Source organism: Slackia equolifaciens (assembly GCF_003725995.1).
In the GTDB taxonomy this organism is placed as follows: domain Bacteria; phylum Actinomycetota; class Coriobacteriia; order Coriobacteriales; family Eggerthellaceae; genus Slackia; species Slackia equolifaciens.
The window spans coordinates 81,804-107,650 of the sequence record NZ_QIBX01000005.1 but is presented as its reverse complement, the minus strand read 5'-3'; the positions used below and the strand labels follow the sequence as shown (position 1 = coordinate 107,650).

Below are 25,847 nucleotides of genomic sequence, written 5' to 3'. Positions count from 1 at the left end.
ACCGGCATTTCGCCTCCGTCGCATGCGACGGGTGAATAGAAAGGGAACCTTATGGGAAGCACCGATACCAAGGCCAAAAAGCCTCGTAAGAAGCTCGGCCTGACCAGCGCCATCTTCATCGCCCTCGGACTCGGCATTGTCTGCGGCGTCATTTTCCACTATTTCATTCCTGAAGGATTCGTGCGAGACGACGTGTTCGTCAACGGCATCTTCTATGTCGTCGGCCAGGGCTTCATCCGCTTGATGCAGATGCTCGTCGTCCCGCTCGTGTTCTGCTCCATCGTGTGCGGCGCCGCCGCAATCGGCGACACCAAGACGCTGGGCACCGTAGGCGTCAAGACGCTCGTGTTCTACATCTTCACCACCGCCGTTGCCGTTGCCGTAGCCCTCACCGTGGGCAACCTGATCAACCCCGGCGTGGGAGTGGACATGTCCTCCATCGTTGCCGGAGACGTCTCAGCTCTCGATTCCGGCGGCTCGTCCACCGACGTATCGATCGTGGACACCCTGCTCGGCATCATTCCCTCGAACCCGCTTGGCGCGCTTGCCGAAGGCGATATGCTCGCCGTCATCTTCTTCGCGCTGTTCGTGGGCATCATCATCGCCATCATGGGCCGCAAGGCCGAGACCGTTCACAGCTTCTTCGAGCAGTTCAACGATATCATGATGAACATGACCACCGCCGTTATGTATGTGGCTCCCTTTGGCGTGTTCTGCCTTCTGTCCCGCACGTTCGCGGGCGTGGGCTTCGAGGCGTTCATCCCCATGCTCAAGTACATGGCAGGCGTGCTTATCGCTCTCGCCCTGCACTGCCTCGTGGTATACATGATCCTGCTCAGCGTTTTTGCACGCGTGAACCCCATAACGTTCCTGAAGAAGTTCGTCGGCGTCATGGTGTTTGCCTTCTCCACCTCCAGCTCCAACGCCACTATTCCGCTGAACATCGAGACCATCGTGAACAAGATCGGCGTCGACCGCCGCATCGCCTCTTTCACCATTCCGCTGGGCGCTACCATCAACATGGACGGCACCGCTATCATGCAGGGCGTGGCCGTGGTGTTCACTGCGCAGCTGTTCGGCGTAGAGCTTGGCCCTATTGAGTACGCGACGGTCATCGCGACCGCGACGCTTGCCTCCATCGGAACCGCAGGCGTGCCCTCCGTCGGCCTCATCACGCTGTCCATGGTGTTCAACTCCGTTGGCCTGCCGCTCGAAGGCATCGCCCTCATCATGGGCATCGACCGCATCCTGGACATGACCCGCACCGCCGTCAACATCACCGGCGATGCCGTGTGCACCACTGTGGTGGCGCGCCAGGAGAAGCGCCTGAATCTCGAGGTGTTCAACGACCCCGATGCCGGCAAAGAGTCTGAGAAGATGACCGACGCCGCATAAAAGCGCCCCTCAGCGCCCGCTTACCCAATGAAAGAGGCCTGATGGGGATTGACCCCCGTTCAGGCCTCTTTTTTGCGAGATACTTGCATTTCACTCGATGGCGCCTGTCCGTAGCCGGGCACGTCGTCACTCTTTCGCAGTGTTAGAAAGGACGCATCCCATGAAAGAGCTTTGGAGAAAATGGGATAGCATCAGCTTGATCAAACGCATCCTGGTCTTCCTGGTGTTCGGTGCCGTACTTGGCATTATATTCCCCAACATAGATGGCACTTCTCCCATCAGCTGGATCGGAACCCTTGGCGATCTGTTCGTAAGCGCTCTGCGCTCCGTGGCGCCGGTGCTGGTGTTTTTCCTGGTGTTGAGCTCGCTTGCCAACGCTAAGGGCGACGGCTCGATGAAGACCATCATCGTGTTGTACGTGGTCGCAACATTCTTGGCGGCCGTGGTTGCCGTTATCGGCAGCTTCCTGTTCCCCATCGAGATCACCCTGGCCGATGCAGCCACCGAGCAGAGCTCTCCCGAGGGCATCGCCGAGGTGCTGAGCTCGCTTATCCTGAGCATTGTCGCCAACCCGGTGGACGCCTTGATGAACGCAAACTATCTGGGCATCCTCGCCTGGGCCGTGCTGCTGGGCATCGCGCTTCGCGCCGCCACCGATACTACCAAGGGCGTGTTTGCGAGCATTTCTGAAGCCGTGAACACCGTCGTTCGCTGGATCATCGGCCTGGCGCCCTTCGGCGTATTCGGTTTGGTATACACCGCCGTATCCGAGAACGGCATCGAAATCTTCACCGAGTACGGCGCGCTTCTGGCCCTGCTCGTAGGCTGCATGGCCGTGGTTGCGCTGGGCACCAATGCCATCATCTCGTTCGTATGCATCCGCAAAAATCCCTATCCGCTTCTCCTTCGCACGCTGCGCGAATCGGGCCTCACGGCGTTTTTCACTCGCAGCTCCGCCGCGAACATCCCCGTGAATATGGAGCTGTGCCGCAAGCTTAAGCTCAACAAGGATACGTATTCGGTGTCCATCCCGCTGGGAGCGACCATCAACATGGGCGGCGCCGCCGTCACCATTACCGTGATGACCATGGCGGCCTGCAATACGCTGGGCATCACGGTCGACATCCCCACTGCCATCGTGCTTTCCGTCTTGGCCGCCGCCGGCGCATGTGGCGCTTCCGGCGTTGCGGGCGGCTCGCTGCTGCTGATTCCGCTGGCGTGCTCGCTTTTCGGTATCGACAACAGCATCGCCATGCAGATCGTGGGTGTGGGCTTCATCATCGGCGTTATTCAGGACTCCTGCGAAACGGCCATCAACTCCTCTACGGACGTGCTGTTCACCGCCTCCGCCGAGTATCGCACCTGGCGAAAGCAGGGCAAGGCAGTCGATTTCGGCGAATGGGAGAAGTAACTCACAATTGAGGCATCAGCCGCTCTTTTCGCCCCTTTTCGCCATATCAGTTTGGACATAATTCTTGCTTAAGCTTCATGAGACCCCGGTACCACCCATCACTGGACCGAACCGGGGTCTCTTTTCGTCTCCCCGCCTCTGCCGGAGCTTTGTACACACGAATGAAGAAAAATCACCACTTTTTTCGAGTTGCGAACTTCATGTCCATCGATGCATCGACTACGCAATATCGCTGAATCATAGAATCTGCATTCGACGCTCCGCACTCATTCACCCTGCATCATATTCCCAGTTCATATTTATACTGTATTGAGAATACGACCAGCGTTGCATCAAAAGTGCATTGCAAAGGGACTTGAGGCCGCGCAAAAGCCCACTAATATCCTCAAGACCACATCCATTTACGTCAGCCGTGGATAAAAGAGTTCGCAACTCAAGAATAATGTCGTTTTCGACGGATTAACTTGTACGCAAAGTTCGCAACTCGATTTTCATGGCATCTGACGCGAGGCGCATCGTGACAAGACACGGGACGCGTTGCGCGCATGAACACGGCAGACGCAGACGCAGACGCAGACGAGGCTAAGTCATTTCCCGCAAGCGCGCAAACGCAGATGGTCAATCACGCTTCTTTTCCTTGGGATTCCTTTGAGCAGCAATAGCACGTGCGGTTGTCTCTTCGTCGTCTTTTCCTGTGATCATACAGTAAACAAGAAACAGCAATCGAAGTCCCAGCATAAGGAACAGGATGACGAATATCAGCCCCATACACCCCGTCACGAGGTTCATGACGATACTTGACGGATCAAGCATCCAGAACATAACGCTTTGGGACAGCCGCGCCAGCAGAAGAACGCACACGACCCCTACGATGACTCTAGCCGGAACCCATGATTTGCATATTGCAATAATTGTGCGAATAGCGCTGAGCATGAGCCATGTAACAACGAGAAAGGCCAGCGCAACGACACCGGCACACATGAGGGTGAATCCGACATCTACGGGCTTGTTTTCCATGGCGGCATTAGAGAACCCTATGGCAACACCAAACAGCGCCCCTAAGACCGTCAGAACTGCTATCACGATAAGATCGAGATGCCTTTTCCCGTGAATGAGGTCGCCCATATACTGTATCTCGTCCTTGGTGGGAGGACGGTTGAAATCCGCCATGAGAACACTCCCCTATCGCAGCCAACTCTAAACAGCTCCGAGAGCAATGATTGATTCCGCAACCCGGTACGGAATTCCTTCGGAACAAACGCGACAGCCGGTCCATCCTTTACACAAATTGATAGCTAACCCTCCTAGGCGCCGCCTTGGCTGGACCGATTGCTTTAGTCATCCGGGCCGTTATCGGCTGGGGCAATCGGCTGAATCATCGGTACCCCGTCGAGCAGCGAGCTGCCTATCGGCTACGCAACAGGACACAGAACTCCCGCTTGCAACTAAGTATAGAAACAATCGAGAAAGGCAACAGTAAAGTCTTTGCAAAGAAAAACGCTCCCCGAAGGGAGCGTTACCATTCGATGGTGTCGGAGGCGGGATTTGAACCCGCACACCCGGTATGTGGGCACTAGCACCTCAAGCTAGCGTGTCTGCCGTTCCACCACTCCGACGCGCAAGAAAGAATAATACCAAACTCTCAGAAGATTGCAAGAACCTTTTTGAGAAATTTTTAGGCACCTGCAATAGAGCCCTGAGGATAAATGATCATCAGCACAAGCAGCGAGATGATGAACACGATCGCAAAGATAATGGTAATGCGGTCGAGGTTCTTCTCGATGATATTGGTGCCCGTCTGCGTAGAGTACAGGGAGCTGGCGATCATATCGGAAACACCCGTGCCCTTACCGGAGTGCAGAAGCACGAACACGATAAGGCCGATGCCCGAGATGGCCCAAACGATCAGAACGAAGATGAGCAACGGATTCACGTCACTAACTCCTTACCTTGCTGCTGCGCCATTGGCGCCGTTTCTCTGAAAAAGGCCGCTCATTCGAGCGGCCTTCAAAATTCTGGAGCGGACAACGGGGCTCGAACCCGCGACCCTCACCTTGGCAAGGTGATGCTCTACCAACTGAGCCATGTCCGCAAATGGTGGGCGATACAAGATTTGAACTTGTGACCCCTACCGTGTCAAGGTAGTGCTCTCCCCCTGAGCTAACCGCCCATTTTCGGGCTGGTCAAACCAGCGAGTAAGTATATTAACCATTTGCCCCAACCATTGCAAGCACTTTTTTAAACTTTTTTGCAATGCGGCAAACATCCCAGAAGGAAAGAGGAAATGACTGGCAGCCCATTTCGCCGACCTTTGCGCAGCCCCTCGCTCGTCCCGCTTAGCACCAACGGCACCTGTGCAAAAGCCTACACGAGCATTCATGCAAGCGTATCCAGGTCAAAACAGGCAAGCACGGTATCTATCACGCGATCAGCCACGCGGTCGGGCGAGAGAGTGTTGTCAACGATCACGTCCGCCCACGACACATAGCGCGGCGCACGCTCGCGCGCCAGGCGCGGAACGCCCTTGCTGATGCTCATAGGACGCCCATCGCTGATCAGCTGTTCAAGCGGTCGCCTGAGCATCACGATAACGCCGTTCTGATGAAGGAGATCGTAATTGCGCGGCTGGGTCACCACTCCCCCGCCACAGGCCACCACACGACCGCCTTCCTTGCAAATATCCCCCGTTACCTTAGTCTCGATAAGCCTGAATGCCTCTTCGCCGTCTTCCGCGAAGATCTCGGGGATGGATTTGCCGGCCGCAGGGGGAATATAGTCGTCGATGTCGATGAATTCGCGCTCGAGCTTCTGCGCCACCAGCGCGCCAATGGTGCTCTTGCCGCCGCTTGGCATGCCGATCAGCACTATGTTTGCCGTCTCGAACGCGATCCTGCGCTGTACTGCCTCCATCTGAGAAGCCGAAACATCCTTGCCCGTGAACAACTCCACACTTGCCTTGGCCTGAGCAACGAACATGGGGAGGCCGCCCGCAACCGGAATGCCCAGCTTCTCGGCCTGCAACGCTATGCCCGAATGCGCAGGATTGTAGGTGGTGTCAATCAGCGCGAACAGGCCGTCTGCATACCCCTCTCGCAGCTCCCCCGTGCGCGCGAACGGCTCGAGGTCGACCGGAGAGTCGGGACAGTTCGGGTATACGCCGACCGAGGTCGCATTCACCACGTACTCGGCGTCGTAATGCTCGGACACGCGTTCCATGGGCACATCGCCCTCATCGCCCACAACAACCACCTCGTAGGCGCCGCGGTCTTGCAGCACGGCGTGAACGGCCTTCGCAACTCCGCCCGAGCCCAGCACGACAACCTTGCGGCCCATGACGTCGATACCATAGGAATTGAGCAGATAGGAAAAGCCGAAATAATCGGTATTATGCCCCACAATGGTGCCATCCTCGCGCTTCACCAGCGCGTTCACAGACCCCACCTTGCGCACGGCATCGGTGAAGGCGTCGCACAGCGGCATGATCTCCTTTTGGATGGCCTTGCTGATGTTGAGGCCGTCCCATTCGCCGTGCTTGACGAACTCCGCCGCATCCTCACGGCTCATCTCCATGAGCTTATATTCATAGCCTCCCAGCATCGCATGAATGCGTGGAGAGTAGCTGTAGCTTAAATCCTCGCCTAAAAGCCCGTATATCCTCTGTTCTGCCATACGACCCTCACTCTCTATCCGCATTGGCACGAAGCCTGCGTACAGGCCTCGGCGCTTTTTAACACCAACGCACCGCGCGAACGACCCGATGTCATCGGCAACCGTTCAGCAGCGCTAGCATGACACCTCTTCATAGCTGCCCAAATAGCGGCACACCTCGCACAACGTAGGAATCTGACGAGCCATGGCGTCGAACGCCTCGTCGCCCGGCACGCACTGCACATCCACGTAGAACATGAATTCGAACTCGCGCCCGGGAATAGGGCGGCTTTGGAGCTTGGTCATATTGATGCCCAGTGTGGCAAGGCGCGCCAGCACCCGGTGCAATGCACCCGCAATGTGCGGCGTCACGATGAGGAACGAGCTTGTGGTGGGCGCGCCGTAAAGCGCCGGCTTGCGAGCCACGCACACGAAGCGCGTGTAGTTGTCGCCTTCGTCCTGGATGTCGTGCGCCAAAACGTCGAGGCCATAGATGCGCGCGCACGCCGCCGACGAGATTGCCGCCACATCGCGCCGAGGGCTGTTCGCAACCGCTTGGGCCGCCATAGCGGTATTGGCGCGGACGCTTGCCACCGCGTCGCCCGGAAGGCCGGCGATGAAACCCTCGCACTGGCGCAGAGCCTGCTCATGCGAGAACACCTCATGCACATCCTCGAGACTCACGCCGGGCTTGGCCAGAAGGTCGTGCTCGATGCGCATCGTAGCCGCGCGAACGATGAAAAGGCCACGCGAACGCATAAGGGCGTACACGCGATCAACCGCGCCCGCCGTTGAGTTTTCGAGCGGAAGCACGCCAAATTCGGCAGCGCCCGACTCCACCGCGTCGCATACGTCCTCCCACGTGGAAAGGAACGAAACCTCAGGCTCATTGAAGAGCTCCGTCGCGGCGATATGGGAATATGCGCCGAGCACGCCTTGAACGGCAACGCGTGCAGATGCCGGAAACTCGGCTCGCCCGACGACGCGGGCGTCGCGAGCAAGCTGGGTGTCGTGCGCAAGAATATTGTCCTGGTACGAGCGGCTCATCTCCATGAGAAGGTCGAAGAGCGGCGCCATGTAATCCTTGAACTCGTCGTCGGCGAGCTCACGGGCGCGCGCCACCTTGGCGTCTTCGCGCGCCTTGTCGAACACCTGCATGCCGGTGGCCTTTTTGTAGGCAGCCACATCGCGCGAGATGCGCATGCGGCGCTGAAACAAATCTATGATTTGCGCGTCTATCTCGTCGATGCGAGCGCGTGACTCAGCGAGGTCTACCACGGGCGCTGCCGCGGCCTCCTCTACGCTCGAAGCATGGCTCGATGCAGCGGATTCGCCCCCCGCGGCATCGAGCTCGCACGAAGCGCACGCCTCGCCGGAACCAGACTCCTCTAGACCCCTCTCGTGCATATTCTCCACGGGTTCACCGCGGCTCACGTCAGCTTCCATCAAACACTCCTCGACTGAAGCAGAAGATCGTACAGGGCAAGGGCGCAGGCGGCCTCCACCACGGGAACGGCGCGAACTACAACGCACGGATCGTGCCTGCCGCGAACCTCGAGCTCGGCGTTTTGGCCGCGTTCCATATCGACGCTCATCTGCGGCCTTGATATGGAAGGCGTAGGCTTGAACGCCGCACGCACCACCACGGGCGCGCCGTTCGTAATGCCGCCCAGAATGCCGCCCGCGTTGTTGGATTGAAGCGCCACTCGGCCGTTCTCCATGCGATAGGAATCATTGTTCTGGCTGCCGAATAGATCCGCCGCACCAAAACCGGCCCCGAATTCCACGCCCTTAACTGCGGGCACACCGAACAGCATGCGCGCAAGGGCGCCCTCCACGCCGTCGAACATGGGCTCGCCCACGCCCGCCGGCATGCCCACGGCGGCGCACTCGATGACGCCGCCTACGCTATCGCCTGCCGCGCGCGCCTCGGCGATCGCGGCGATCATGGCCTCGCCCGCCGCGTCATCGATCACAGGGAACGCCTTTGAGCCGGGAGCGCGCACGCCATCGGCCGTGACGCGCAGGGCGTCGAAGCGCGCATCGCACACCGCGCCGATGCGGGCGATGTGGGCGCCGACAGCCACGCCCTCCTGCTCGAGCAGCTGAAGCGCGATGCCGCCCGCTATGCACAGAGGGGCGGTAAGCCGCCCCGAAAAATGGCCGCCGCCAGAAACATCCTGCGCGCCGCCATATTTCACCTGCGCGGTGTAATCCGCGTGACCGGGACGCGGGATACGGCGCAGCTCATCATAGTCCTCGCTTTTCGTATTGGTGTTGCGTATGACCGCCGCCAAGGGCGCACCGCAGGTCACACCGTCAACGATGCCCCCGAGAAACTCGGGCAGGTCGGCCTCCTTGCGCGGCGTGGACCACGGCATACCGCCAGGAGCACGGCGCGAAAGGAACGCGCGCAGGCGCTCGAGGTCTATCTTCTTTCCTGCAGGAACGCCCTCCATGACCACGCCGATACCGGCCGAATGGCTCTGTCCGAAAATGGAAATGCGCACGATCTTTCCGATGCTCGATGCCATCTACATCATCCCCTGGACATCCGCATAGCGGCCGTCGGCCTTGAGTTTGGCAGCCGAGCCTTCCGCCAAAAGACGGCGCAGGCCCTCGCGGTCGCCCGAACCAATCGCATCGCGGTACCGCTGCAGCTCCACGATAACGCGTTCGAGCTCAGTATCCAGGTTATCGGCGTTGTCCAGAAACAGCTCGGTCCACATATCGGGATTGAGCTCCGCCACGCGCGTGAGGTCTTTGTAGCTGCCCGCAGAAAAGCCCTTGTGCTTAAGAGCCGTGGGGCTTTTCGCAAACGCCGAGCTCACCACATGCGCAAGCTGCGATGTGTAGGCGATCAGGCGATCGTGCGTCTCGGGCGTGGTAACGGCATAGGAGCCGAAGCCCGCCGGATCGAGAACGGCTTTGGCACGGTCGATGAGCTCGGGGGAGAAAATGGCGGGCGGAACCAGCACCATGGGCTGACCGGCAAAGAGGTCGCTTCGCGCGTAGCGGAAGCCCGAGTGGTGCGTGCCCGCCATGGGATGGCCGCCCATGAATGCGAAACCCGCTCGCTCGGCCGCCTCAAAAAGGGGCTCGCAAATCGGGCGCTTTACGCCGCCGCAGTCTATGACAAGCGCTTCGGAGCCGAACAAATCGGCGTGCTCAACCACCCAATCGACCGTATCCTGCGGGTACAGCGCCACGATCACCGCATCGCACTCTCCAACGTTGTCACGGGTGAGCGGGGCGGCCACCGTGCCCTCCCCGCATGCCGCTGCAAGCGTGCCCTTGTCGATGTCGTGCGCGAGCACCTTCATGCCCGCATCGGCGTAAGCTTTGGCGAACGAGCCGCCGATCAGGCCTAGCCCCACCACGCCAACGCAGCGCGGCGGTCGAATGTGCTGAACATGTTCTTCCATCTGCGCATCCTCCATCAATTTAGTCGTGCCGGCCATCATAGCACTAGCGCATACTAAAGCGCATCTTGAAACTGAGTGTTAACATTGGAGAAGAAGGTGAACCCGCATCCCCTGCACGAGTTGACGCCTCCCTGTGCCCGCTTCTGCATCGCCCCATAGCTCGCACGCCCTCTTTTGTTCGGCTGAATGCCTCCCCGTATCCGCTTCTGCATCGCCCCATGGTTCACGCTCTCTCCTTGTGCGGCCGAATACCCCGCTTTCGCTCCAGATACGTAAAACGCCTTTGCAAACGCAAACGCCCAGCTCCACATAGCGGTGCCGGGCGTATGAGACGAATGCGCGGAGGCGAGCTTATTGCGAACGCAGATTGAGCGAACCTCCCCAATCAGGAGAATGCACCCTCGCGAGAATGCACTCCCGTGAGAATGGACGCGCCTTCATGGGCGAGAAGCGACCTCCCCGTCATTTCCGAAGGCGCCTCAAGCCCCACAATGTCGAGCAGCGTGGGCGCGATGTCGCACAGCGCGCCATTGCCCATCTTGAGCGTCGCACGGTCTTCCCCCGTCTCGGAATCAACCAAAACGAACGGCACCCGAGCGGTGGTGTGAGCCGTATGAGGGCTTCCGTCCGCAGCGAGCATCTTATCGGCATTGCCATGGTCGGCCGTGATCAGTGCAAAACCGCCCTTCTCAACCGCGGCGTCCACCACCTTGTGCACCGCGGCATCCACCGCCTCGACCGCAGCGACGGCGGCCGGGATGATGCCGGTATGGCCCACCATGTCGCAGTTTGCGAAATTGACGATATACACGTCGGCTTCGTCGTTGCGGATTGCGGCCGCCAGCGTATCGGCCACCTCGGGTGCGCTCATCTGGGGCTGCAAGTCATAGGTCGCCACCTTGGGACTAGGAATGAGCACGCGCTTCTCGCCCGCTTTTTCTGCCTCGATGCCGCCGTTGAGGAAAAACGTCACATGGGCGTACTTCTCGGTCTCGGCGATGTGATACTGGCGCAAGCCCGCATTGGAGAGCACGTCGGCCAGCACGTTTTGTGGGAACTCCTTGGGAAACGCCACCGGAGCGTCCAGTGCCTCGTCGTATTCCGTTAAGCAGACGAAATGCACGTTCGGGCGCTCGCCACGGTCGAAGCCGTCGAAATCGTCGTCCAAAAATGCGTGGCTGAGCTGGCGGGCGCGGTCGGGGCGGAAGTTGAAGAACACCACCGCATCGCCATCATGCATGCCATCGTAAGCGGGAGAAATGCCCCGTTGATCGTATTGCATAGCCGCAGGCTCAATGAACTCATCGGTCACGCCCGCGTCGTAAGATGCCTGGATATAATCCGCTGCCTTCAATTCAGTGACGGGCTGCGCGTGCACGATAGCGTCCCATGCGCGCTTCACGCGATCCCAGCGATTATCGCGATCCATAGCGTAATAGCGGCCCGAGACGGTGGCGATGCGCGCAAGCCAATTGGTGCCATTCAAGGCCGAAGACTCCAGCTCCTCGATGAAGCCCTTTCCGCTCGTTGGGGGCACATCGCGTCCGTCCATGAAGCAATGCACGCGCACGTTGGACACGCCCCGCACATGAGCGAGGCGCACAAGGGCATACAGGTGCTCGTTGCTGGAGTGCACGCCGCCGTTTGACACAAGCCCCATCAGATGCAGCGTGCCTCCCGATTCCAGCGCGGCGTCTATCGCTTCGTTGAGCGCAGCGTTTTTGCAGATGGGGGCCTCCTCGAACCACTCCTGTTCGTCGGCGAAGAAGTTCCAACGGCACGCCTTGTTGATGCGGGTGAGTTCCTGATCAACCACGCGACCAGCGCCGATGTTCAAGTGCCCTACCTCGGAGTTGCCCATCTGGCCCGCCGGAAGACCCACTTCCTCGCCCGATGCGTCAAGCGTCAAACGGGGGCTGGTCGCTTTGATTTCGTCCAAATAGGGCGTCTTGGCGAGCGAGATGGCGTTGCCGGGTCCGGGCTTTTCGATGCCGAAGCCATCCATAATCACGAGAAGCGCGGGAAGACGAAGGTCGTCACGCATAAGAGGCTTCCTTTCTTTCTACCTTACATTGCAGCCCGATAGGCCATCATACAAAATTCCGAGCTTGAACTCAGGCGCTAATGTCCTGCTACAAAATGCGAGTTTAGAATGTTTCGAAGGGCCGTGTGCTACACGAGGAGCGAATGTCCGATGCGTGCCACGCTCCGAGTTGTAGACACGAAGGGGCCGCGCAAAGGGCGACCCCTCGTGAAATGCATTATGCGGTTTTAGCCGCCGCCTCGACCAACGCAGCGAAATCCTCGGCCTTGAGAGCCGCGCCGCCGATAAGGCCGCCGTCAACGTCGGGGCATGCCAGGAAACCGTCGGCGTTCTCGGGCTTCATGGAGCCTCCGTAGAGAACGCGCATGGCATCGGCGGCCTCCTGCCCCACGAGCTCCGCAACCGTTGCGCGGATGGCGGCCGCCATCTCTTGCGCCTGCTCGGGCGTAGCCGTGCGACCCGTGCCAATGGCCCAGATGGGCTCGTAGGCGACAGTCACGAACGCGACCTCCTGCGCATCAAGGCCGGCAAGCGCCGCGCGCACCTGGTCGCACACGAACTGCACCGCATCGCCGCCGTCGCGCATGGAAAGGCTCTCGCCCACGCACACGATGGCGCACATCTTAGCATCCACCAGCGCACGCACCTTGCGGTTCACGTCGCCGTCGGTCTCGCCGAACATCTCGCGACGCTCGGAGTGGCCCACGATGCACCACGAGCAGCCCACATCCTTGAGCATGGGGATGCTGATCTCTCCCGTGAACGCGCCGGAGGGCTCCCAATGCACGTTCTGCGCGCCAACGTCGATGTTGGACTTGTCGAAATCGAGCACGGTGAACACCGAGCGCAGGTCGATAGCGGGCGGGCACACCACCACGTCCACCTTGTCCCAGCCGCGCGCATAGCGGTTGGAAATGCCCTGCGAGAGAATCACGCTCTCGGCCGGCGTCATGTTCATCTTCCAATTGCCGGCAATGATAGGTCTGCGGGTCATGCAAAGTCCTTTCTGGACGATTGAGATTGAAACTCGTAACGCAGGTCTGGCGCGGAGGGGAGGCTCCACGCGCAGCCAGTCCAGTCCTGGTTCGCAGCCGGCGTTCGACAAACGCCCGCCGACGCGCCCTCTCGGGAGCAGGAGTCAGGGACTAAACAGGCCACTGGCCTGCTTACCGTGCGGAACTGCGCGTGGAACCCCTCCCCGCCGAACTCGCACGTACATCAGGGCAACGTAAAACTACTTCAGCGCCTCAACACCGGAAAGCGCCTTGCCCTCCACGAGCTCCATGGAGGCGCCTCCGCCGGTGGAGATGAACGTCATGCGGTCGGCCATGTCGAACTTGTTCACGGCCGCAACGCTATCACCGCCGCCGATGATGGTCGCCGCTTCTTCATTGGCCGCAACGGCCTCGCAAACGGCGCGAGTGCCGTGCTCGAACGCCTTCATTTCGAACACGCCCATGGGACCGTTCCAGAACACCGTGGTGCCCCCGGCAATGGCGTTGGCGTAGAGCTTTTCGGTCTCGGGCCCGATATCCAGACCCATCATATCTGCAGGAATGGCATCGGCTGCGCAGGTGACCGTATTCGCATCCTCGGCGAACTTGTCGGCGGCCACAACGTCAACAGGAAGCAGAAGCTCGCAGCCGGCCGCCTGTGCCTTCTCCATCATGGCACGAGCGCGCTCGACCCAATCCTCCTCCTTGAGGGAGGTGCCCACTTCAAAGCCCTTTGCCATCAGGAAGGTGAAGCACATGCCGCCGCCGATGATGATGGTGTCGGCCTTGTCGATAAGCGCGTCGATCACGCCAACCTTGTCGGAGACCTTCGAGCCGCCCAGGATGGCGACGAAAGGACGCTTGGGCTCGGCCAGCATGCCGGAAAGCGTCTGCACCTCCCCCGCGAGGAGAAAGCCCGCATAGGCAGGCAGCAGATGAGCCACGCCCGTCGTAGAGGCATGGGCGCGGTGGGCGGTGCCGAACGCGTCGTTCACATATACCTCGGCGAGCGAGGCGAGCTCCTCGCAGAAAGACGGATCGTTCTTCTTCTCCCGCGGATCGAAGCGCAGGTTTTCAAGAACCAGAATCTCGCCCGGCTGCAGCTTATCTGCCATCTCATGGGCGTTCTCGCCCGCCACGTCGCTCGCCACGGCGACCGGAGCGTCCACCAGCTGCGCCAGACGCTCGGCGGCAGGCTTGATGGAGAACTCCTCTTCGAAGCCCTTGCCGGAGGGGCGACCGCGGTGGCTCATCAGAATAACTTTCGCGCCATGCTCGAGCAGATACGTGATAGTGGGCAGCGCCGCACGGATGCGCGTGTCATCGGTGACGGCGCCTTCCTTCACGGGAACGTTGAAATCGACACGGACCAGGACGCGCTTGCCGCGAACGTCGGCCGCCTCGACGGACTTGATATCGGCCATTATGCCTCCTTAGAAAGAATGCGCCGGCCCGAAGCCGGCGCACCGTGGTAGATGACTAGAGCAGAATCTTGACCAGATCCTTGACCCTGTTGGAATAGCCCCATTCGTTGTCGTACCAAGCAACCACCTTCACGAGGTCGTTGTTGTCGCCCATCACCTGGGTGAGCTGGGCGTCGAAGATGGACGAGTGGGAGTTGCCGATGACGTCGCAGGAGACGATCGGATCCTCGGTGTACTCAAGGATACCCTTGAGCGGACCCTCGGCCGCGGCCTTCATCGCGTTGTTGATCTCCTCCTTGGTGACCGGGCGGGAAAGCTGCACCGTGAGATCGACCATGGACCCGTCGGGCACGGGCACGCGGGTGGCGAAGCCGTCCAGCTTGCCCTTCAGCTCGGGCAGCACCAGCGAAACAGCGCGGGCGGCGCCAGTGGTGGTGGGGATGATGGACAACGCGGCGGCACGGGCGCGACGCAGGTCCTTATGGGGCAGGTCCAAGATCTTCTGGTCATTGGTGTAAGCATGCACGGTGTTCATGTAGCCGCGCTCGATGCCGAAGTTCTCAAGCAGCACCTTGGCAAACGGAGCCAGGCAGTTGGTGGTGCACGACGCGTTGGAGATGATGTGATGCTTCTCCTTGTCGTAATCGCCGTCGTTCACGCCCATGACCACGGTGATGTCCTCACCCTTGGCGGGGCAGGTAATGACCACCTTCTTGGCGCCGGATTCGATGTGCTTGTGCGCAAGCTCGCCGGTCTTGAACACGCCCGTGGAATCAACAACCACATCGACACCCAGCTCGCCCCAGGCGAGACGCAGCGGATCGCGCTCGGAAAGGGCGCGCACCCTGTGGCCGTCAGCGATGAAGCCGTCTTCCACGACCTCGACCTTCTCGAACGCACGGCCATGGACGGAATCGTACTTCAGCAAATGTGCGACGGCAGGGATATTGCCCAAGTCGTTGGCTGCGACCACTTCGATTTCGGGGTCGTTCGCCATAGCGCGATACACGAGACGACCGATGCGCCCGAAACCATTGATGCCAACCCTGATTGCCATTTCCAAACCCCTTTCTAGGATTTACATGCCATTCCGATTATACGGCGGCGCGGTTGCCGTGCAAGAAGAATACGCACGAGCGCGCCGGACGCCCCGCGGATTGAGCCGTTAGCCGCGCAGAAACATACTTTCAGGCAAAGCGGCGGGCGCATCGTCCGAAAGCGTGACGCTTGGACTACTTGTCCTGAGCATCGATCATCGATTGCAGTTTCTTCAGGTCGCTCATCTTCATGCCGCCCATGCCGGGAATACCCAAACGCGGCCTGCGACCCTTACCCTTGCCTTTGCCCTTCTTGCCCTTTTTGCCGCGGCCGCCTTCCATGGCTTCCATGGCGGGCATCATCTTGCGCATCATCTTCTTGGTCTCGTTGTATTGCTTCATGACCTGATTGACATCCTGCACGGTAACGCCGGCGCCGCGAGCGATGCGGGCACGTCGGCTGCCATTGAGGATGTCGGGGTGCTCGCGCTCCTTTTTCGTCATTGAGAAGATGATGGTCTCCATACGGTCGAGAGCGCTCTCATCCACCTGCCCCGACGCCATAGCCTTGTCGCCACCAGGCAGAGCGCTTATAAGCTTGGACACGCCGCCCATCTTTTTGACCTGCTTCTTCATCTCCAGGAAGTCGTTCAGGTTGAGCTGGGCGCGTTGCATGCGTTCGGCGGTTTCGGCCTCAATCTCGTCGGCGCGAATCTTGGATGCGGTCTCGATGAAGCTGATGACGTCACCCATGCCCAGAATGCGCTTGGCCATGCGGTCGGGATGGAACTCTTCCAGACTATCGGGCTTCTCGCCGGCGCTGATGAACTTGATAGGTTTGCCCGTGACCTGCTTGAGCGACAGCGCGCCGCCGCCGCGGGCGTCGCCGTCCATCTTGGACATAATCACGCCGTCGAACTCCACGCGCTCGGCGAACGCCTGGGCGACATTGACCACGTCCTGGCCGGTCATGGCGTCGACCACCATGAGGATCTCGTCCGGAGTGACGGCCTCCTTGATGGCTTCGGCCTCTGCCATCATGTCCTCGTCCACGTGCAAGCGACCGGCGGTGTCCACGATCACCACATCGCGCAGGTTGTCGATGGCGAAGCGCACGCCCTCGCTGGCAATTTTCACCGGATCCTGCCCATCGCCGCGATACACCTTGACGCCCATCTCATCGCCCAGTGTTTGCAGCTGGTCGGCAGCGGCGGGACGATACACGTCGCAAGCAACCAGCAGCGGGCTGTGCCCCTTGCCCTTCAGCAGATAAGCGAGCTTGGCGGCGGCGGTAGTCTTACCGGAGCCCTGCAGGCCCACAAGCATGATCACGTTGGGAATGCGACTTGACAGCGTGAGCTTGGCATCGTTTTCGCCAAGCAGACGGGTGAGCTCGTCGAGCACCACCTTAATGACGTTTTGCGCAGGCGTGAGCGAATCCATGACCTCGGCGGTGAGGCAGCGCTCCTTGGCGGACCTGATAAAGCTTTTGACCACTTTGAAATTGACGTCCGCCTCAAGGAGAGCCATACGGATCTCGCGCATGGCGGAGTCGATGTCCTGCTCGGTCAGGCGGCCTTTTGATTTCAGGCCCGAGAAGATGCCCTGCAGGCGGTCGGAAAGACTGTCGAACATGAATGCTCCTATCGTTGCTCGGCTACGCGTCCGTCGCATGCAAGGCCGGGACAAACACCGACCGCATGACATTACGGCTCGGCCGCATCATTACGCAACGAATGATTATAAAGGAGCCTTCGCCGCAATAGGCGCATTCGCTCGTCATCATTTCGGAAACACCACGGAGTGGCCCCGCGTAACGGCAATACCCCGAACGATTCCGGGCCAGATCGCAGACCCGCTATCCAGCAAGGCCACGAAGCGCGTCGGCAAATTCCTGGGACACCTCGAAATCGAACGTGTTGATGGAATCATGAACCGCGGGAATGTAAATAGTTACGATATTCGAATCGGTGTACGTAGTGAACGTGACAGCTTCTACCTGCTTTAGCTCGTCGGCGGACTGACCTAGTTTAATGGTCTCGTTCTGCGAGAACGTAATCTGATACTCCGCCGTCGATGAATCGGGGTGCGAAGATACGAGCTTAACCAGGTTCACCTTCGACACGACATTTTCGATAGCCTGACGGTCATCCACTACAGCGATCTCTTCGCCGGTGTTCGCGTCGTACACCGCAGCACTCGCCATCTTCGTGAACAGGGCATCTGCGGAATCGAACATATCCAGCAACGCCTGCGGCGCGTTCGCGATGCCCGAGAGCGTATCGCCCACGCCGTTTAAGGCATCCTGGACGTCGCCGGCAGCACCGTCTATTGCATCCTGGGCTTCCTGCACCGCGTCGCGCGCATCGTCAAGCGTGGCATCCGTTTGATCTGTCACCATGCAGCCCGAGAGAACGAACATCAAAAGCGCCGCCGTTGCCGACAGGGCGAACGCACGAGCCATAAACCTTATTCCGCCTCGCGAAAACACGGCCGTATGCTTCCTCGTCATGCGCTTGTTGCTCATCATGGTTCCCCTCCTCGCTCCGGCTTCTCCGCCCATCAACCCTAGAGAATCCTCTCGCCTAAAGAGCAGACGGAGGGCTCCATAAAACAGCTTTCCGCCTCCGAGGATGGCCCTCGTTCGCGGGAACGCCCCACGGGTTCTCGGCGTCATCATAATCGAAGGAGGCGGCTGACGTGCGACAATCCGAAATCGTTTTCTAAAGGAGAACGTTCTGTAGCCAACCCGTTTCCTGAGTTTGAAAAGACCAAGCGGCTGGCTCATGCGCACGGCCACGCAACAAGGAAATCTCACGCGCACACCAACCTCAACGAATCGATACGGGGAGTTCCGCGCCAAAGAGGAGGCGCAGCCGCGCGTGCATCCCCAAAAGCAAACAGGAAATCGCGGGATCAGACATCGCCCATTTCGCGGCCCCAGTCGATATCCGCCGGACGGCCCACGTCATCGAACCCCGGATCCCAAAGGCAAGTTTCCATATCTACATGATCGGCGTCTACGAACCGCACGCCCTCCTTCTCAAGCAACTCACGCTGCACGCCTTCTCCGCCGAACGCGTACCCTTCCGCAAGGCGCCCGTCCTTAAATACCACGCGATGACATGGAGTCTTCACCGGTTCGGTATTGCCGCGAAGCGCCCATCCTACATACCGAGCCGATCGCGGACTGCCAATAAGCCTCGCGATCTGCCCGTACGTAGACACCTTCCCTTTTGGAATGCGTCGCACCTGCTCGAATACCTTGTCTGAAAAGTCGCCCATATAACGCGCTCCAATCGATTGGCTTATCGCCGATCATCACATTGCGAATTGCCCTGAAAGGATACCGCATCGATATCCAGTCGCATGGTAAAAGGCGAACGTTGGGATGTTTTTACGAACCTTCTCTTTATTTTTGGACAACTTTGCAGGATAGCCGCGTGCATCGGCTAGCGAAAAAAGTTGCATAAGGGTTTTACCTGGCATAACGATGCGCATTGTTTCAGAGAGGCGGATTCGTGGCAGCTCGCAAGGCGGCCCTGGGCACAAAATGCCGCGCAAACGTCCGACGAACCCGGCTAAGTTGAAATCTTGTCCAAAAATCGAAGGCTCATCCGTTATGGAGAAGAGGAATTCCGCGGACGCGACACGAAGGCGCCGCAAGCGAAGCCCCATCCATCGTGGAGAAGCCCAGCCACTATCGGTCATACTCATAAGATTCGCCTTGCAGCGGCAACAATGCCACGCATAAGAAAAGCCCCTCTTTCGAGGGGCTGGTGTTTCTGGAGCGGACAACGGGGCTCGAACCCGCGACCCTCACCTTGGCAAGGTGATGCTCTACCAACTGAGCCATGTCCGCATAAATTGGAGGCGAGAACCGGATTCGAACCGGTGGTGAGGGCTTTGCAGGCCCCTGCCTTACCACTTGGCCATCTCGCCGATTCAACGCTTCGCGTTGCGCGAGGCGATATATTACTAAAGACGTCTACGAAGCGCAAGGGGAAATTTCGAAAAATATGGACGTTCGTACACATTTTGCCTTGCATCCCGACCGCGAAGCACGCGACAGCCCATGTCGCGCCTGCTTAGAGCATCGGCGGGCAACCTTTGCGACATGCCCAGGATGCACCGCTATGGTCAGAAAGCCCAGGCTTGGCTCATTCTAGAACAGCCCTTCGCCCGCCTCGAAGCCTTCATCGCGAATACGCCCCTCCCCGTCGGCGGCGCTCGTAGCAAGCTCGTCGCAGCGCTCGTTCTCGGGATGCCCCGCATGGCCTTTCACCCAATGAAACGTCACATCATGCGGTCGCTTGGCCTCAAGCAAACGCTTCCAGAGGTCAGGGTTTTTCACGGGCTCCTTCTTGGCGTTTTTCCACCCGCGCTTGAGCCACCCATCCACCCAATGCTGGTTGAATGCATCCACCACATACTTGGAGTCGGAATACAGATCGATGGTGCACGGCCGGCGCAACGCCTCGAGCGCCACGATCACGCCAAGCAGCTCCATGCGATTGTTGGTGGTGCGCTCGAAACCCTGAGAGAGCTCTTTCACGTGAAGCTTTCCAGAAGGATCGGTATAGTGCATCACCGTTCCGTAGCCGCCAGGACCGGGATTGCCGCGCGACGCGCCGTCGGTATAAATGTTGACATGCATCTTCTTATCCCCCGCGATAGATTACCCAAAGCCGCATGATGGTACCACAGCGCACAAACCTGCCACGCTTGCTCGCTCAGATGACACAAAGCCGACGGCATAGGCACACCGCCGGCACAGCAAAAAAGCAAGGTATCGTATCAACAAAACGAAAAGCGTCGATGCGCACCTTGTCCCGCAAGATGCGCATCTATGCTTGGAAGCTTCTGAATTGCGTAACGGAATGAGGCGCGACTTGGCCTGCACGGATCGCATCGCACGCCTCCTTGACGGCCGCGACGATCGCGCGGATAGGACCTGGCCAGCGCGGACCGTATTCCTCTGCGGCCCGCGTCGTGGCCTAGACAGAGCCCGCCTCTGCCCGTATAGCCCGCAACGTGGCCTAGGCGGAGCCTGCCTCTGCGCGCATAGCCTGCGCCTCGGGCACCGGACCCTGCAGGCGCGAGGTGGCAGACGGGCTTGCCAGCGCCTGCTCGAGGCGGATGCGAACGTCGGCCTTTACGGCTCCGAACGAAGCCCTTGCCTCGCGTTTGGCGGCCTCGAAGGCGGCGGAATCCGCGGCACGCAGGTTCTGCACGCTCTCCACGCCGCGACGCAGCTCCACCAAATCACCCTGCATGCCATCTGAGAGCTCTTGAAATGCCAGCACGCGCTTGTCGGCTTCGCGCTGGCCGTCGTTCCACGAGGCGCAGAAGAAGCTGCACGTGGCCGTGACTACAAGCATCACGCTCATGAGAACCGTGATGGCAATCTGGTTGCCCATATCCGACGAGCTGACCTGCGACCCGATAGCAGCAAGGTCGGTCGAGGACGCGTCGGTGGCCTGCGTGCCGGCGAAAAGCGAGATGTCGCCCGCCAGTCGGAAATACGTTACCGCTGCCACCAGCGCCACGAACAGCGCCGCCATGCCGACTGCTGCCACGATGGCGCCCCGCGGGTTGCCCTCGGCGCGCATGCGCTTGGCATAGCGCCCCAACAGATGAGGCAGAAGGACGCATCCCATGAGCACGCTGATGGTGATGGGGATAGGAAGGAAGTCGTCGTCGAGCCCCTTCACGGCGCAGCTGTACAGAAGCGCCGCATCGCCGCACACCAGCAGAACGAGCGCGGCCTGCGAAGCGCGAAGCCACAGCGGACGCGCCGTGCCTGACGCCCTCCTACGCCCTGCGTCGATCTTTGAGAGCGCGGATTTGGTCGTTCTAGCCATTGCTGACCCCCTTCATCTCCTGAACCGCCCCGTCTTCGATGCGTGGAGCGATGCGGACCACGGTGGGCGAAGCGGCCGCGCCTGCCTCGGATGCGGCGGCGCAAGCTCCCTTGACGGCGCCCTCATGCGCACGCACCCGCTCCGCCTCGTCTCGCGCACCGCCCAAACGCTGCGCCACATCGGCCTCGCGCACCTCAATCTCGCGCAGACGCGCCTGAAGCGATGCTTCGATGCGGTCGAGCATCACCGCGTTCTCGGCATGCTGACGCTCGAACCGTGCGCACACGCGCTCGAGCTCCATGTCGATGCGCGCATCAAGCGCCTCCCCGTTGCCGGCGTCGAGCGCGCCCGCCGCAATGAGGCCCTCGACCTTGCGCATCATCTCGTCCTCGAAGCTTTCCATATCGGGCATCACGTACTCGCCGGCAATCGCTTCGAGCGGAGACACATCGCTCACGCCGCTCAGTACAATGGAGCCGCACCCGCGTGCGGGGATGGCGCCGGCGCGCTTTGAGGCTCTCGCCTTCTTCAGTCTCTTCAGCATGGCTTAGGCCACCTTCCCTTCCGACGATTCGCTCGATGCGTCCGGATGATCCGATGACGCACTCGTGCCCCATCCAGGCGCACTCGCATATCCGACGCCATATGTTCCACCAGCCCCAAACGCGTCTCGCAACTCCACGCCGCGCGAGGGGCACACCACCTCGCTGTTATCGAGCGCTTTTCCGGCGCGTCCTGCCAGGTACAAGCGCTGGCCGTCGAGCCTCACGCGAGGCAGGCGCCAAGGCGGATCGATCGGATTCTTCATGGCCCGCAGCGCCGCTCGTACATAATGCGAAAGGACCTCATCGCATTCGTTCACCAGACAGTTGCAGTAAAGCGTCGTGATGCTCTCCACCTCGCGCACGCGGTTCTTGAGTCCGCATAGCTCCTGCTCGAGCTGGTGAACACGCCCTTCCGTCTCCTCAATCAACCTAAGCGTCGGCGCCAGCTCGCGCTTGAGATCGGCCCTGCGCCTGGAGGCGACCAACTCGTCATCGAGCCTCTCTTCGCCCGCCTTGCGGGCCTTAGGGTCGAACGATCCGCGCGTGCGCTCCCTTTCTTGCCTCAGCGCCTCGAGCCGAGGTCGAAGCGCTCCAAGCTCCTGTTCGCGCAATGAGACGGAGGCCTCGATGGAACTCACCTTGGGGATGCAGTTCGACCAGTTGGCCGAAAGGTCTTGCTCGTAGCGGGCAAGCGTTGCACGGATGTATTCGGAATCGAGCATCCCGTCGGCAAGCTTGACAGGCCGCCCCTGGAACCCATCGCGATACCCCTTCAGGGTTGCCTTCCAGATTGTCACGGGATGCGTCTTCGATCTGAAAAACTCTACGGGGTTGTCTTGCTTGTCGGCCATTGGGGCCTCCTTCCTTCTCCGCGCGCAGGCGCACGGTGGATTACATGCGTTTCGATTCTGGTCGGCCAGGAACACGCGAAAACGAATCGGTCGCTTTCGCGGCGGCGCACCCGTCTTGCAGCCAGGGCTCAGCGCCGCCGTACGTGAGCGCCCTTCGTACCGTGCTATGCAGCGGAGATGGTGATGATGACCTTGCGATTTTGGGCGGCCAGCGAAGGAACGAGGTTACCCGCATCGTCGCGGTCGGATACATGAGAGGGGTGGTCGTCGCCGCACCCACGCGCCTCGATGGCATCGGGCCTGGAGCCCGCCTCAACGAGAAGGGATGCAACGGCATCGGCGCGAGCCTGGGAAAGCTCCTGGATAAAGCGCTCTCCCTCATCGCCCTGGGAAGGATCCGCCGAGGCGGTGGCGCCTTCCACCAGGCAAACCGCATCAGGAGTGCCCGCCATGAGCTTGGCGCAATCGGCTACGGCCTCACGCGCCTGGCTCGCATCCACAAATTCCGCCGAATCGCCCCGGAACTTCACATCGGATTCGGTGAGCTCGACCTGAACGGTTTCGCCAGCGGTGAGCGAATCGGGCATGGAAGCACGCTCGGGCAAATCGACCACGCTCACCTCGGGCAGCCCCTCGGCTACCTCGGAGCCTGGCGTGGTGTCATGGAAGGTGACGTCAGCGCCCGAGGCTTCGAGGATCGCCTGCCATATGGCACGCAAGTTGTCGCGCTGCGCGGGCGTGAGGTCGGCTTGCGGCGCGGCGACATCGCCCAGGTAGTACCACTCAACCTGAATGCCGTCTAAATTGGGCAGTTCGTTCTGGTCGGACAGCCATGCGGCAACCTCGCTCGCATCGGCGCTGATCAACGCCCCCTGCGTGAAGTCAAGAGCACCCGTGGTTTGCAGGCCGCTGTCCATCACAACGATGCGATGCGCGCCAGGGGCTTCGGACAGAGCACGGGCTGCCAGATCGATAGATGCGAGCGTATCCACCTCGGACGTCTGCGCGCGCACCTCAGACAGGTAGCCGGGCAATGCCGCCTTCCACTGGTCGTTCTCCTGGGCGCGCTTGGATTCGGTGCTGGCGGTCGAGCCCACAATGGCGCCCGCCACAGCACTCCGCGGCTCGCCTTCGGCAGAAATCACCTCGATGTAGCCGTTGGTATCCACCGCCTGCGACAGGTAGTCGGTCGCGCAGTCGGTCTTGGGCAGCGGCGCGTTCGCATGCGCCCCCACCACGAATGCGGTGGATTCGGGCTGGGTGGCGCCGCTTGCCTCCTCGGCGGAGCAGCCTGCAAGCGCGGTGATCGCGCCCCAGGCCACCAGCGCAAGCGCCGCAACGATCAGCGCCCTATTCGCCAGATTCGACAACCGTTCCCGTACCTTCTTCATCGTGGGCTCCTTATCTCTCGCCGCTGCATTTCGACGTGATAAGAGTCCCATATGCGCCCACGGGTTTCATATTCTTAAAGGTTTTGCGCAAAACAGACCATCGACACGTAGACAGTCACGCGTCGAAGCGCTCGACGGGATTCGCGAGGATGCGCCCTGCGCGGTTCAGCGCCCGCTCTCCTGGGCCGCCTCGATCTGACGCAGACGCTCCTGCGCAAGCGGAAAGCCCTCTTCGGCTGCCCGCCTATACCACTTGAACGCCACATCGGTACCGCCGCCGCCCGCAGGCACGCCGTAGCCACTTTCAAGGCACAGGCCGACGTTGTACATGGCCACGATATGCCCTTCTTCGGCGGCCTTGCTCCATCGCCAGAACACCTCGGCTGGCGTGCCCTGTGCACCGCCCAGACCATCGCGTATGCAGATTCCGAGGTTGTATTGGCTGGTCACATCGCCCGCGTCGGCCAGCTTGCGCAAGAGCGGCACCGCCTCGTCATAGCGCCCGCGATTCCAGGCGTCCATGCACACGACGAAATCGTCCTCGAATCCGTCGTAGCGCACCGCGTCGGAGAGCGTGGAGTTCTGAATATCGAGCCCCGTATCCACGAACCGGTCAGCGCGCGAAGAGTCGCCCATGCGAACACCCGCACGCCCTCCCGCCACGAGCGCCGGATACACCGAGGCCGCATGCAGCTCAAGCAACGAGCGTAAACGCAAACGCGGCAGGTCGTCCACGAAATCGCTCGGGCTCACGCGTTCCTCCTGACAGGAATCCAGCCCTCTGCGGATGGTTTCGAGCACCTCGGCGTCGATCGCATCGAACGCCGATTGCACGGCGGCATCAACCGCATGAGCATCGGCGGGCACGCCGAACGTCTCGGTCAGCGATGCCTGCAAACGCAATCGGAGCCTGCTGCGCAGCCCATCGTCATGCGCAATGGGAAAACCGCCTCGCCATGCGTAGTCGTACACAGAGCCCGAGAGCACGCTAAACAGCGTTGCAGCCAGCCCGAACGTGTCGACGCGAGGGTCGTTCACCGGATAGCGCCCCACGGGATCAAGAACCTCCGGCGGCGCAAACCCCTGCGTGCCCACGGTTCGACGCTCCGCGGCAAGTCCTGCCGTCCGGCCCGAAATACCCAGGTCGATGAGGCGGCACCTGACTCCCTCGGGAGTCTTTTGCACGATAAGGTTCTCAGGTTTGATATCGCGATGCACAAGCGGCGGACGCGCAGTGGAAGCTATCTTGATGAAATCGAACACGGGGTTCATGGCATCGAGAACCGATTCCAGGGGAGGAGGCGTGCCCATCTCGCGCTGCCAATCGTGCGCCCACGCCGCCATGTCGGCGCCTTCGATGAATTCCATCACGATAGCGCGCCGGTCCAGACCAACCTCGGCCCCCTCCGCGCGCAACACGCTCGCGGTGCCGAAGAGGTACGGCTCGGGCAGCACCGACATGTGGCGGAATTCGCGCAGATGCCCCCACTCGTTGACTGCGAATTCGTCAGAATCGGCCACCTTGAGCACCACGCGCATGCCGATGAGCTTCGGAGGCACCTCGCCCTTTGCGGCGTCGATGCGCGCCTCATAGGTACCCGACATGCCGCCGCGCGTGATGCGACGCACGACGTGGATGACCACCTCGTCTACGAGCAGAAGCTCGGGCGAAGCGGCATCGCGCACGCGCATCAGCACATCCTCCCCCGCCTCGTAGGCGGCATGCGGCGGCCCGCCCGCCGGCAACGTGGTGGCGGGCTGGCACGAGGGATGCTCCCACGATATGTCGACCGTCGGCCGCGGTGCTACGCTCATGA

22 protein-coding genes and 5 tRNA genes are annotated in these 25,847 nt (G+C 60.5%); 2 read left to right on the top strand and 25 right to left on the bottom strand.

Annotated features, from left to right (window positions below; genetic code table 11):
• Positions 1–51: 51 nt before the first annotated feature.
• Positions 52–1,395 (top strand): dicarboxylate/amino acid:cation symporter, encoded by a 1,344-nt coding sequence (locus DMP06_RS04610; protein WP_123208575.1) that lies wholly within the window; start codon positions 52–54, stop codon positions 1,393–1,395.
• A gap of 160 nt (positions 1,396–1,555) precedes the next feature.
• Positions 1,556–2,806: a serine/threonine transporter SstT gene (sstT, locus tag DMP06_RS04605; RefSeq protein WP_123208574.1), complete on the top strand. Its 1,251-nt coding sequence runs from the start codon at positions 1,556–1,558 to the stop codon at positions 2,804–2,806.
• Positions 2,807–3,424: 618 nt separating this feature from the next.
• Here sstT and DMP06_RS04600 read toward each other — a convergent pair.
• The 25 genes from DMP06_RS04600 to DMP06_RS04485 all read right to left on the bottom strand — a co-directional run bounded on the left by DMP06_RS04600 (position 3,425) and on the right by DMP06_RS04485 (position 25,845).
• Positions 3,425–3,976, bottom strand: coding sequence for a hypothetical protein (locus DMP06_RS04600; RefSeq protein WP_123208573.1), 552 nt, complete (start codon positions 3,974–3,976; stop codon positions 3,425–3,427).
• Between the two features lie 357 nt (positions 3,977–4,333).
• A tRNA-Leu gene (locus tag DMP06_RS04595) sits at positions 4,334–4,422 on the bottom strand.
• A gap of 59 nt (positions 4,423–4,481) precedes the next feature.
• On the bottom strand, positions 4,482–4,739 hold the full coding sequence (gene secG, locus DMP06_RS04590; protein ID WP_123208572.1) for a preprotein translocase subunit SecG: 258 nt from the start codon (positions 4,737–4,739) through the stop codon (positions 4,482–4,484).
• Between the two features lie 83 nt (positions 4,740–4,822).
• Positions 4,823–4,898, bottom strand: a tRNA-Gly gene (locus DMP06_RS04585).
• 3 nt (positions 4,899–4,901) lie between these two features.
• Positions 4,902–4,976 (bottom strand) — tRNA-Val (locus DMP06_RS04580).
• A 206-nt stretch (positions 4,977–5,182) separates the two neighbouring features.
• On the bottom strand, positions 5,183–6,475 hold the full coding sequence (locus DMP06_RS04575; protein ID WP_123208571.1) for a shikimate kinase: 1,293 nt from the start codon (positions 6,473–6,475) through the stop codon (positions 5,183–5,185).
• Between the two features lie 114 nt (positions 6,476–6,589).
• Positions 6,590–7,900 carry a bifunctional chorismate mutase/prephenate dehydratase gene (locus DMP06_RS04570; RefSeq protein WP_245962380.1) on the bottom strand — a complete coding sequence of 437 codons (1,311 nt, stop codon included), beginning with the start codon at positions 7,898–7,900 and terminating at the stop codon, positions 6,590–6,592.
• Positions 7,900–8,988, bottom strand: coding sequence for a chorismate synthase (gene aroC, locus DMP06_RS04565; protein WP_123208570.1), 1,089 nt, complete (start codon positions 8,986–8,988; stop codon positions 7,900–7,902). Before aroC ends, DMP06_RS04570 begins: the two co-directional genes overlap by 1 nt.
• Positions 8,989–9,879, bottom strand: a complete 891-nt coding sequence (locus DMP06_RS04560) for a prephenate dehydrogenase (RefSeq protein WP_245962376.1) — start codon at positions 9,877–9,879, stop codon at positions 8,989–8,991. It lies immediately after the preceding gene.
• A 385-nt stretch (positions 9,880–10,264) separates the two neighbouring features.
• Positions 10,265–11,923, bottom strand: a complete 1,659-nt coding sequence (gene gpmI / locus DMP06_RS04555; protein WP_123208568.1) for a 2,3-bisphosphoglycerate-independent phosphoglycerate mutase — start codon at positions 11,921–11,923, stop codon at positions 10,265–10,267.
• A gap of 217 nt (positions 11,924–12,140) precedes the next feature.
• Entirely contained in the window at positions 12,141–12,917 is a 777-nt protein-coding gene (gene tpiA, locus DMP06_RS04550) for a triose-phosphate isomerase (protein ID WP_123208567.1), read from the bottom strand.
• A 240-nt stretch (positions 12,918–13,157) separates the two neighbouring features.
• Complete coding sequence (locus tag DMP06_RS04545; RefSeq protein WP_123208566.1) at positions 13,158–14,342, bottom strand: phosphoglycerate kinase; 1,185 nt, start codon at positions 14,340–14,342, stop codon at positions 13,158–13,160.
• A 55-nt stretch (positions 14,343–14,397) separates the two neighbouring features.
• The gene (gap, locus tag DMP06_RS04540) at positions 14,398–15,399 is read right to left on the bottom strand and encodes a type I glyceraldehyde-3-phosphate dehydrogenase (RefSeq protein ID WP_123208565.1); all 1,002 of its coding nucleotides are present in this window, start codon (positions 15,397–15,399) and stop codon (positions 14,398–14,400) included.
• 175 nt (positions 15,400–15,574) lie between these two features.
• Positions 15,575–17,014, bottom strand: a complete 1,440-nt coding sequence (gene ffh / locus DMP06_RS04535) for a signal recognition particle protein (protein WP_123208564.1) — start codon at positions 17,012–17,014, stop codon at positions 15,575–15,577.
• Positions 17,015–17,237: 223 nt separating this feature from the next.
• The gene (locus DMP06_RS04530) at positions 17,238–17,909 is read right to left on the bottom strand and encodes a hypothetical protein (protein WP_123208563.1); all 672 of its coding nucleotides are present in this window, start codon (positions 17,907–17,909) and stop codon (positions 17,238–17,240) included.
• Between the two features lie 386 nt (positions 17,910–18,295).
• Positions 18,296–18,664, bottom strand: coding sequence for an MGMT family protein (locus tag DMP06_RS04525; RefSeq protein ID WP_123208562.1), 369 nt, complete (start codon positions 18,662–18,664; stop codon positions 18,296–18,298).
• A 36-nt stretch (positions 18,665–18,700) separates the two neighbouring features.
• Positions 18,701–19,096 (bottom strand): hypothetical protein, encoded by a 396-nt coding sequence (locus DMP06_RS11320; RefSeq protein WP_148042492.1) that lies wholly within the window; start codon positions 19,094–19,096, stop codon positions 18,701–18,703.
• Between the two features lie 69 nt (positions 19,097–19,165).
• Positions 19,166–19,241 (bottom strand) — tRNA-Gly (locus DMP06_RS04520).
• Between the two features lie 6 nt (positions 19,242–19,247).
• Positions 19,248–19,321: transfer RNA gene (locus DMP06_RS04515), tRNA-Cys, on the bottom strand.
• 223 nt (positions 19,322–19,544) lie between these two features.
• Entirely contained in the window at positions 19,545–20,036 is a 492-nt protein-coding gene (rnhA, locus tag DMP06_RS04510) for a ribonuclease HI (RefSeq protein WP_123208561.1), read from the bottom strand.
• Between the two features lie 382 nt (positions 20,037–20,418).
• Complete coding sequence (locus tag DMP06_RS04505; protein ID WP_123208560.1) at positions 20,419–21,243, bottom strand: hypothetical protein; 825 nt, start codon at positions 21,241–21,243, stop codon at positions 20,419–20,421.
• Positions 21,236–21,787 (bottom strand): hypothetical protein, encoded by a 552-nt coding sequence (locus DMP06_RS04500; protein WP_123208559.1) that lies wholly within the window; start codon positions 21,785–21,787, stop codon positions 21,236–21,238. Before DMP06_RS04500 ends, DMP06_RS04505 begins: the two co-directional genes overlap by 8 nt.
• 3 nt (positions 21,788–21,790) lie before the next feature.
• Positions 21,791–22,639 (bottom strand): hypothetical protein, encoded by an 849-nt coding sequence (locus DMP06_RS04495; protein ID WP_123208558.1) that lies wholly within the window; start codon positions 22,637–22,639, stop codon positions 21,791–21,793.
• A 164-nt stretch (positions 22,640–22,803) separates the two neighbouring features.
• Complete coding sequence (locus DMP06_RS04490) at positions 22,804–24,030, bottom strand: OmpA family protein (protein ID WP_161957816.1); 1,227 nt, start codon at positions 24,028–24,030, stop codon at positions 22,804–22,806.
• A gap of 165 nt (positions 24,031–24,195) precedes the next feature.
• A complete protein-coding gene (locus DMP06_RS04485; RefSeq protein WP_123208556.1) occupies positions 24,196–25,845 on the bottom strand; it encodes a Sel1-like repeat-containing protein kinase family protein in 1,650 nt (549 codons plus the stop codon).
• Positions 25,846–25,847: the final 2 nt, after the last annotated feature.

Bases quoted from the DNA above. Each gene is read 5' to 3' on its own strand.
- sstT (WP_123208574.1), top strand. From the start codon at position 1,556: ATGAAAGAGCTTTGGAGAAAATGGGATAGCATCAGCTTGATCAAACGC.
- DMP06_RS04545 (WP_123208566.1), bottom strand. From the start codon at position 14,342: ATGGCCGATATCAAGTCCGTCGAGGCGGCCGACGTTCGCGGCAAGCGC.
- DMP06_RS04495 (WP_123208558.1), bottom strand. From the start codon at position 22,639: ATGGCCGACAAGCAAGACAACCCCGTAGAGTTTTTCAGATCGAAGACG.
- DMP06_RS04575 (WP_123208571.1), bottom strand. From the start codon at position 6,475: ATGGCAGAACAGAGGATATACGGGCTTTTAGGCGAGGATTTAAGCTAC.
- rnhA (WP_123208561.1), bottom strand. From the start codon at position 20,036: ATGCATGTCAACATTTATACCGACGGCGCGTCGCGCGGCAATCCCGGT.
- ffh (WP_123208564.1), bottom strand. From the start codon at position 17,014: ATGTTCGACAGTCTTTCCGACCGCCTGCAGGGCATCTTCTCGGGCCTG.
- gpmI (WP_123208568.1), bottom strand. From the start codon at position 11,923: ATGCGTGACGACCTTCGTCTTCCCGCGCTTCTCGTGATTATGGATGGC.
- DMP06_RS04560 (WP_245962376.1), bottom strand. From the start codon at position 9,879: ATGGAAGAACATGTTCAGCACATTCGACCGCCGCGCTGCGTTGGCGTG.
- gap (WP_123208565.1), bottom strand. From the start codon at position 15,399: ATGGCAATCAGGGTTGGCATCAATGGTTTCGGGCGCATCGGTCGTCTC.
- tpiA (WP_123208567.1), bottom strand. From the start codon at position 12,917: ATGACCCGCAGACCTATCATTGCCGGCAATTGGAAGATGAACATGACG.
- DMP06_RS04530 (WP_123208563.1), bottom strand. From the start codon at position 17,909: ATGATGAGCAACAAGCGCATGACGAGGAAGCATACGGCCGTGTTTTCG.
- DMP06_RS04505 (WP_123208560.1), bottom strand. From the start codon at position 21,243: ATGGCTAGAACGACCAAATCCGCGCTCTCAAAGATCGACGCAGGGCGT.
- DMP06_RS04600 (WP_123208573.1), bottom strand. From the start codon at position 3,976: ATGGCGGATTTCAACCGTCCTCCCACCAAGGACGAGATACAGTATATG.
- DMP06_RS04610 (WP_123208575.1), top strand. From the start codon at position 52: ATGGGAAGCACCGATACCAAGGCCAAAAAGCCTCGTAAGAAGCTCGGC.
- DMP06_RS04485 (WP_123208556.1), bottom strand. From the start codon at position 25,845: ATGAGCGTAGCACCGCGGCCGACGGTCGACATATCGTGGGAGCATCCC.
- aroC (WP_123208570.1), bottom strand. From the start codon at position 8,988: ATGGCATCGAGCATCGGAAAGATCGTGCGCATTTCCATTTTCGGACAG.
- DMP06_RS11320 (WP_148042492.1), bottom strand. From the start codon at position 19,096: ATGAGTATGACCGATAGTGGCTGGGCTTCTCCACGATGGATGGGGCTT.
- DMP06_RS04500 (WP_123208559.1), bottom strand. From the start codon at position 21,787: ATGCTGAAGAGACTGAAGAAGGCGAGAGCCTCAAAGCGCGCCGGCGCC.
- DMP06_RS04490 (WP_161957816.1), bottom strand. From the start codon at position 24,030: ATGAAGAAGGTACGGGAACGGTTGTCGAATCTGGCGAATAGGGCGCTG.
- DMP06_RS04525 (WP_123208562.1), bottom strand. From the start codon at position 18,664: ATGGGCGACTTTTCAGACAAGGTATTCGAGCAGGTGCGACGCATTCCA.
- DMP06_RS04570 (WP_245962380.1), bottom strand. From the start codon at position 7,900: ATGGAAGCTGACGTGAGCCGCGGTGAACCCGTGGAGAATATGCACGAG.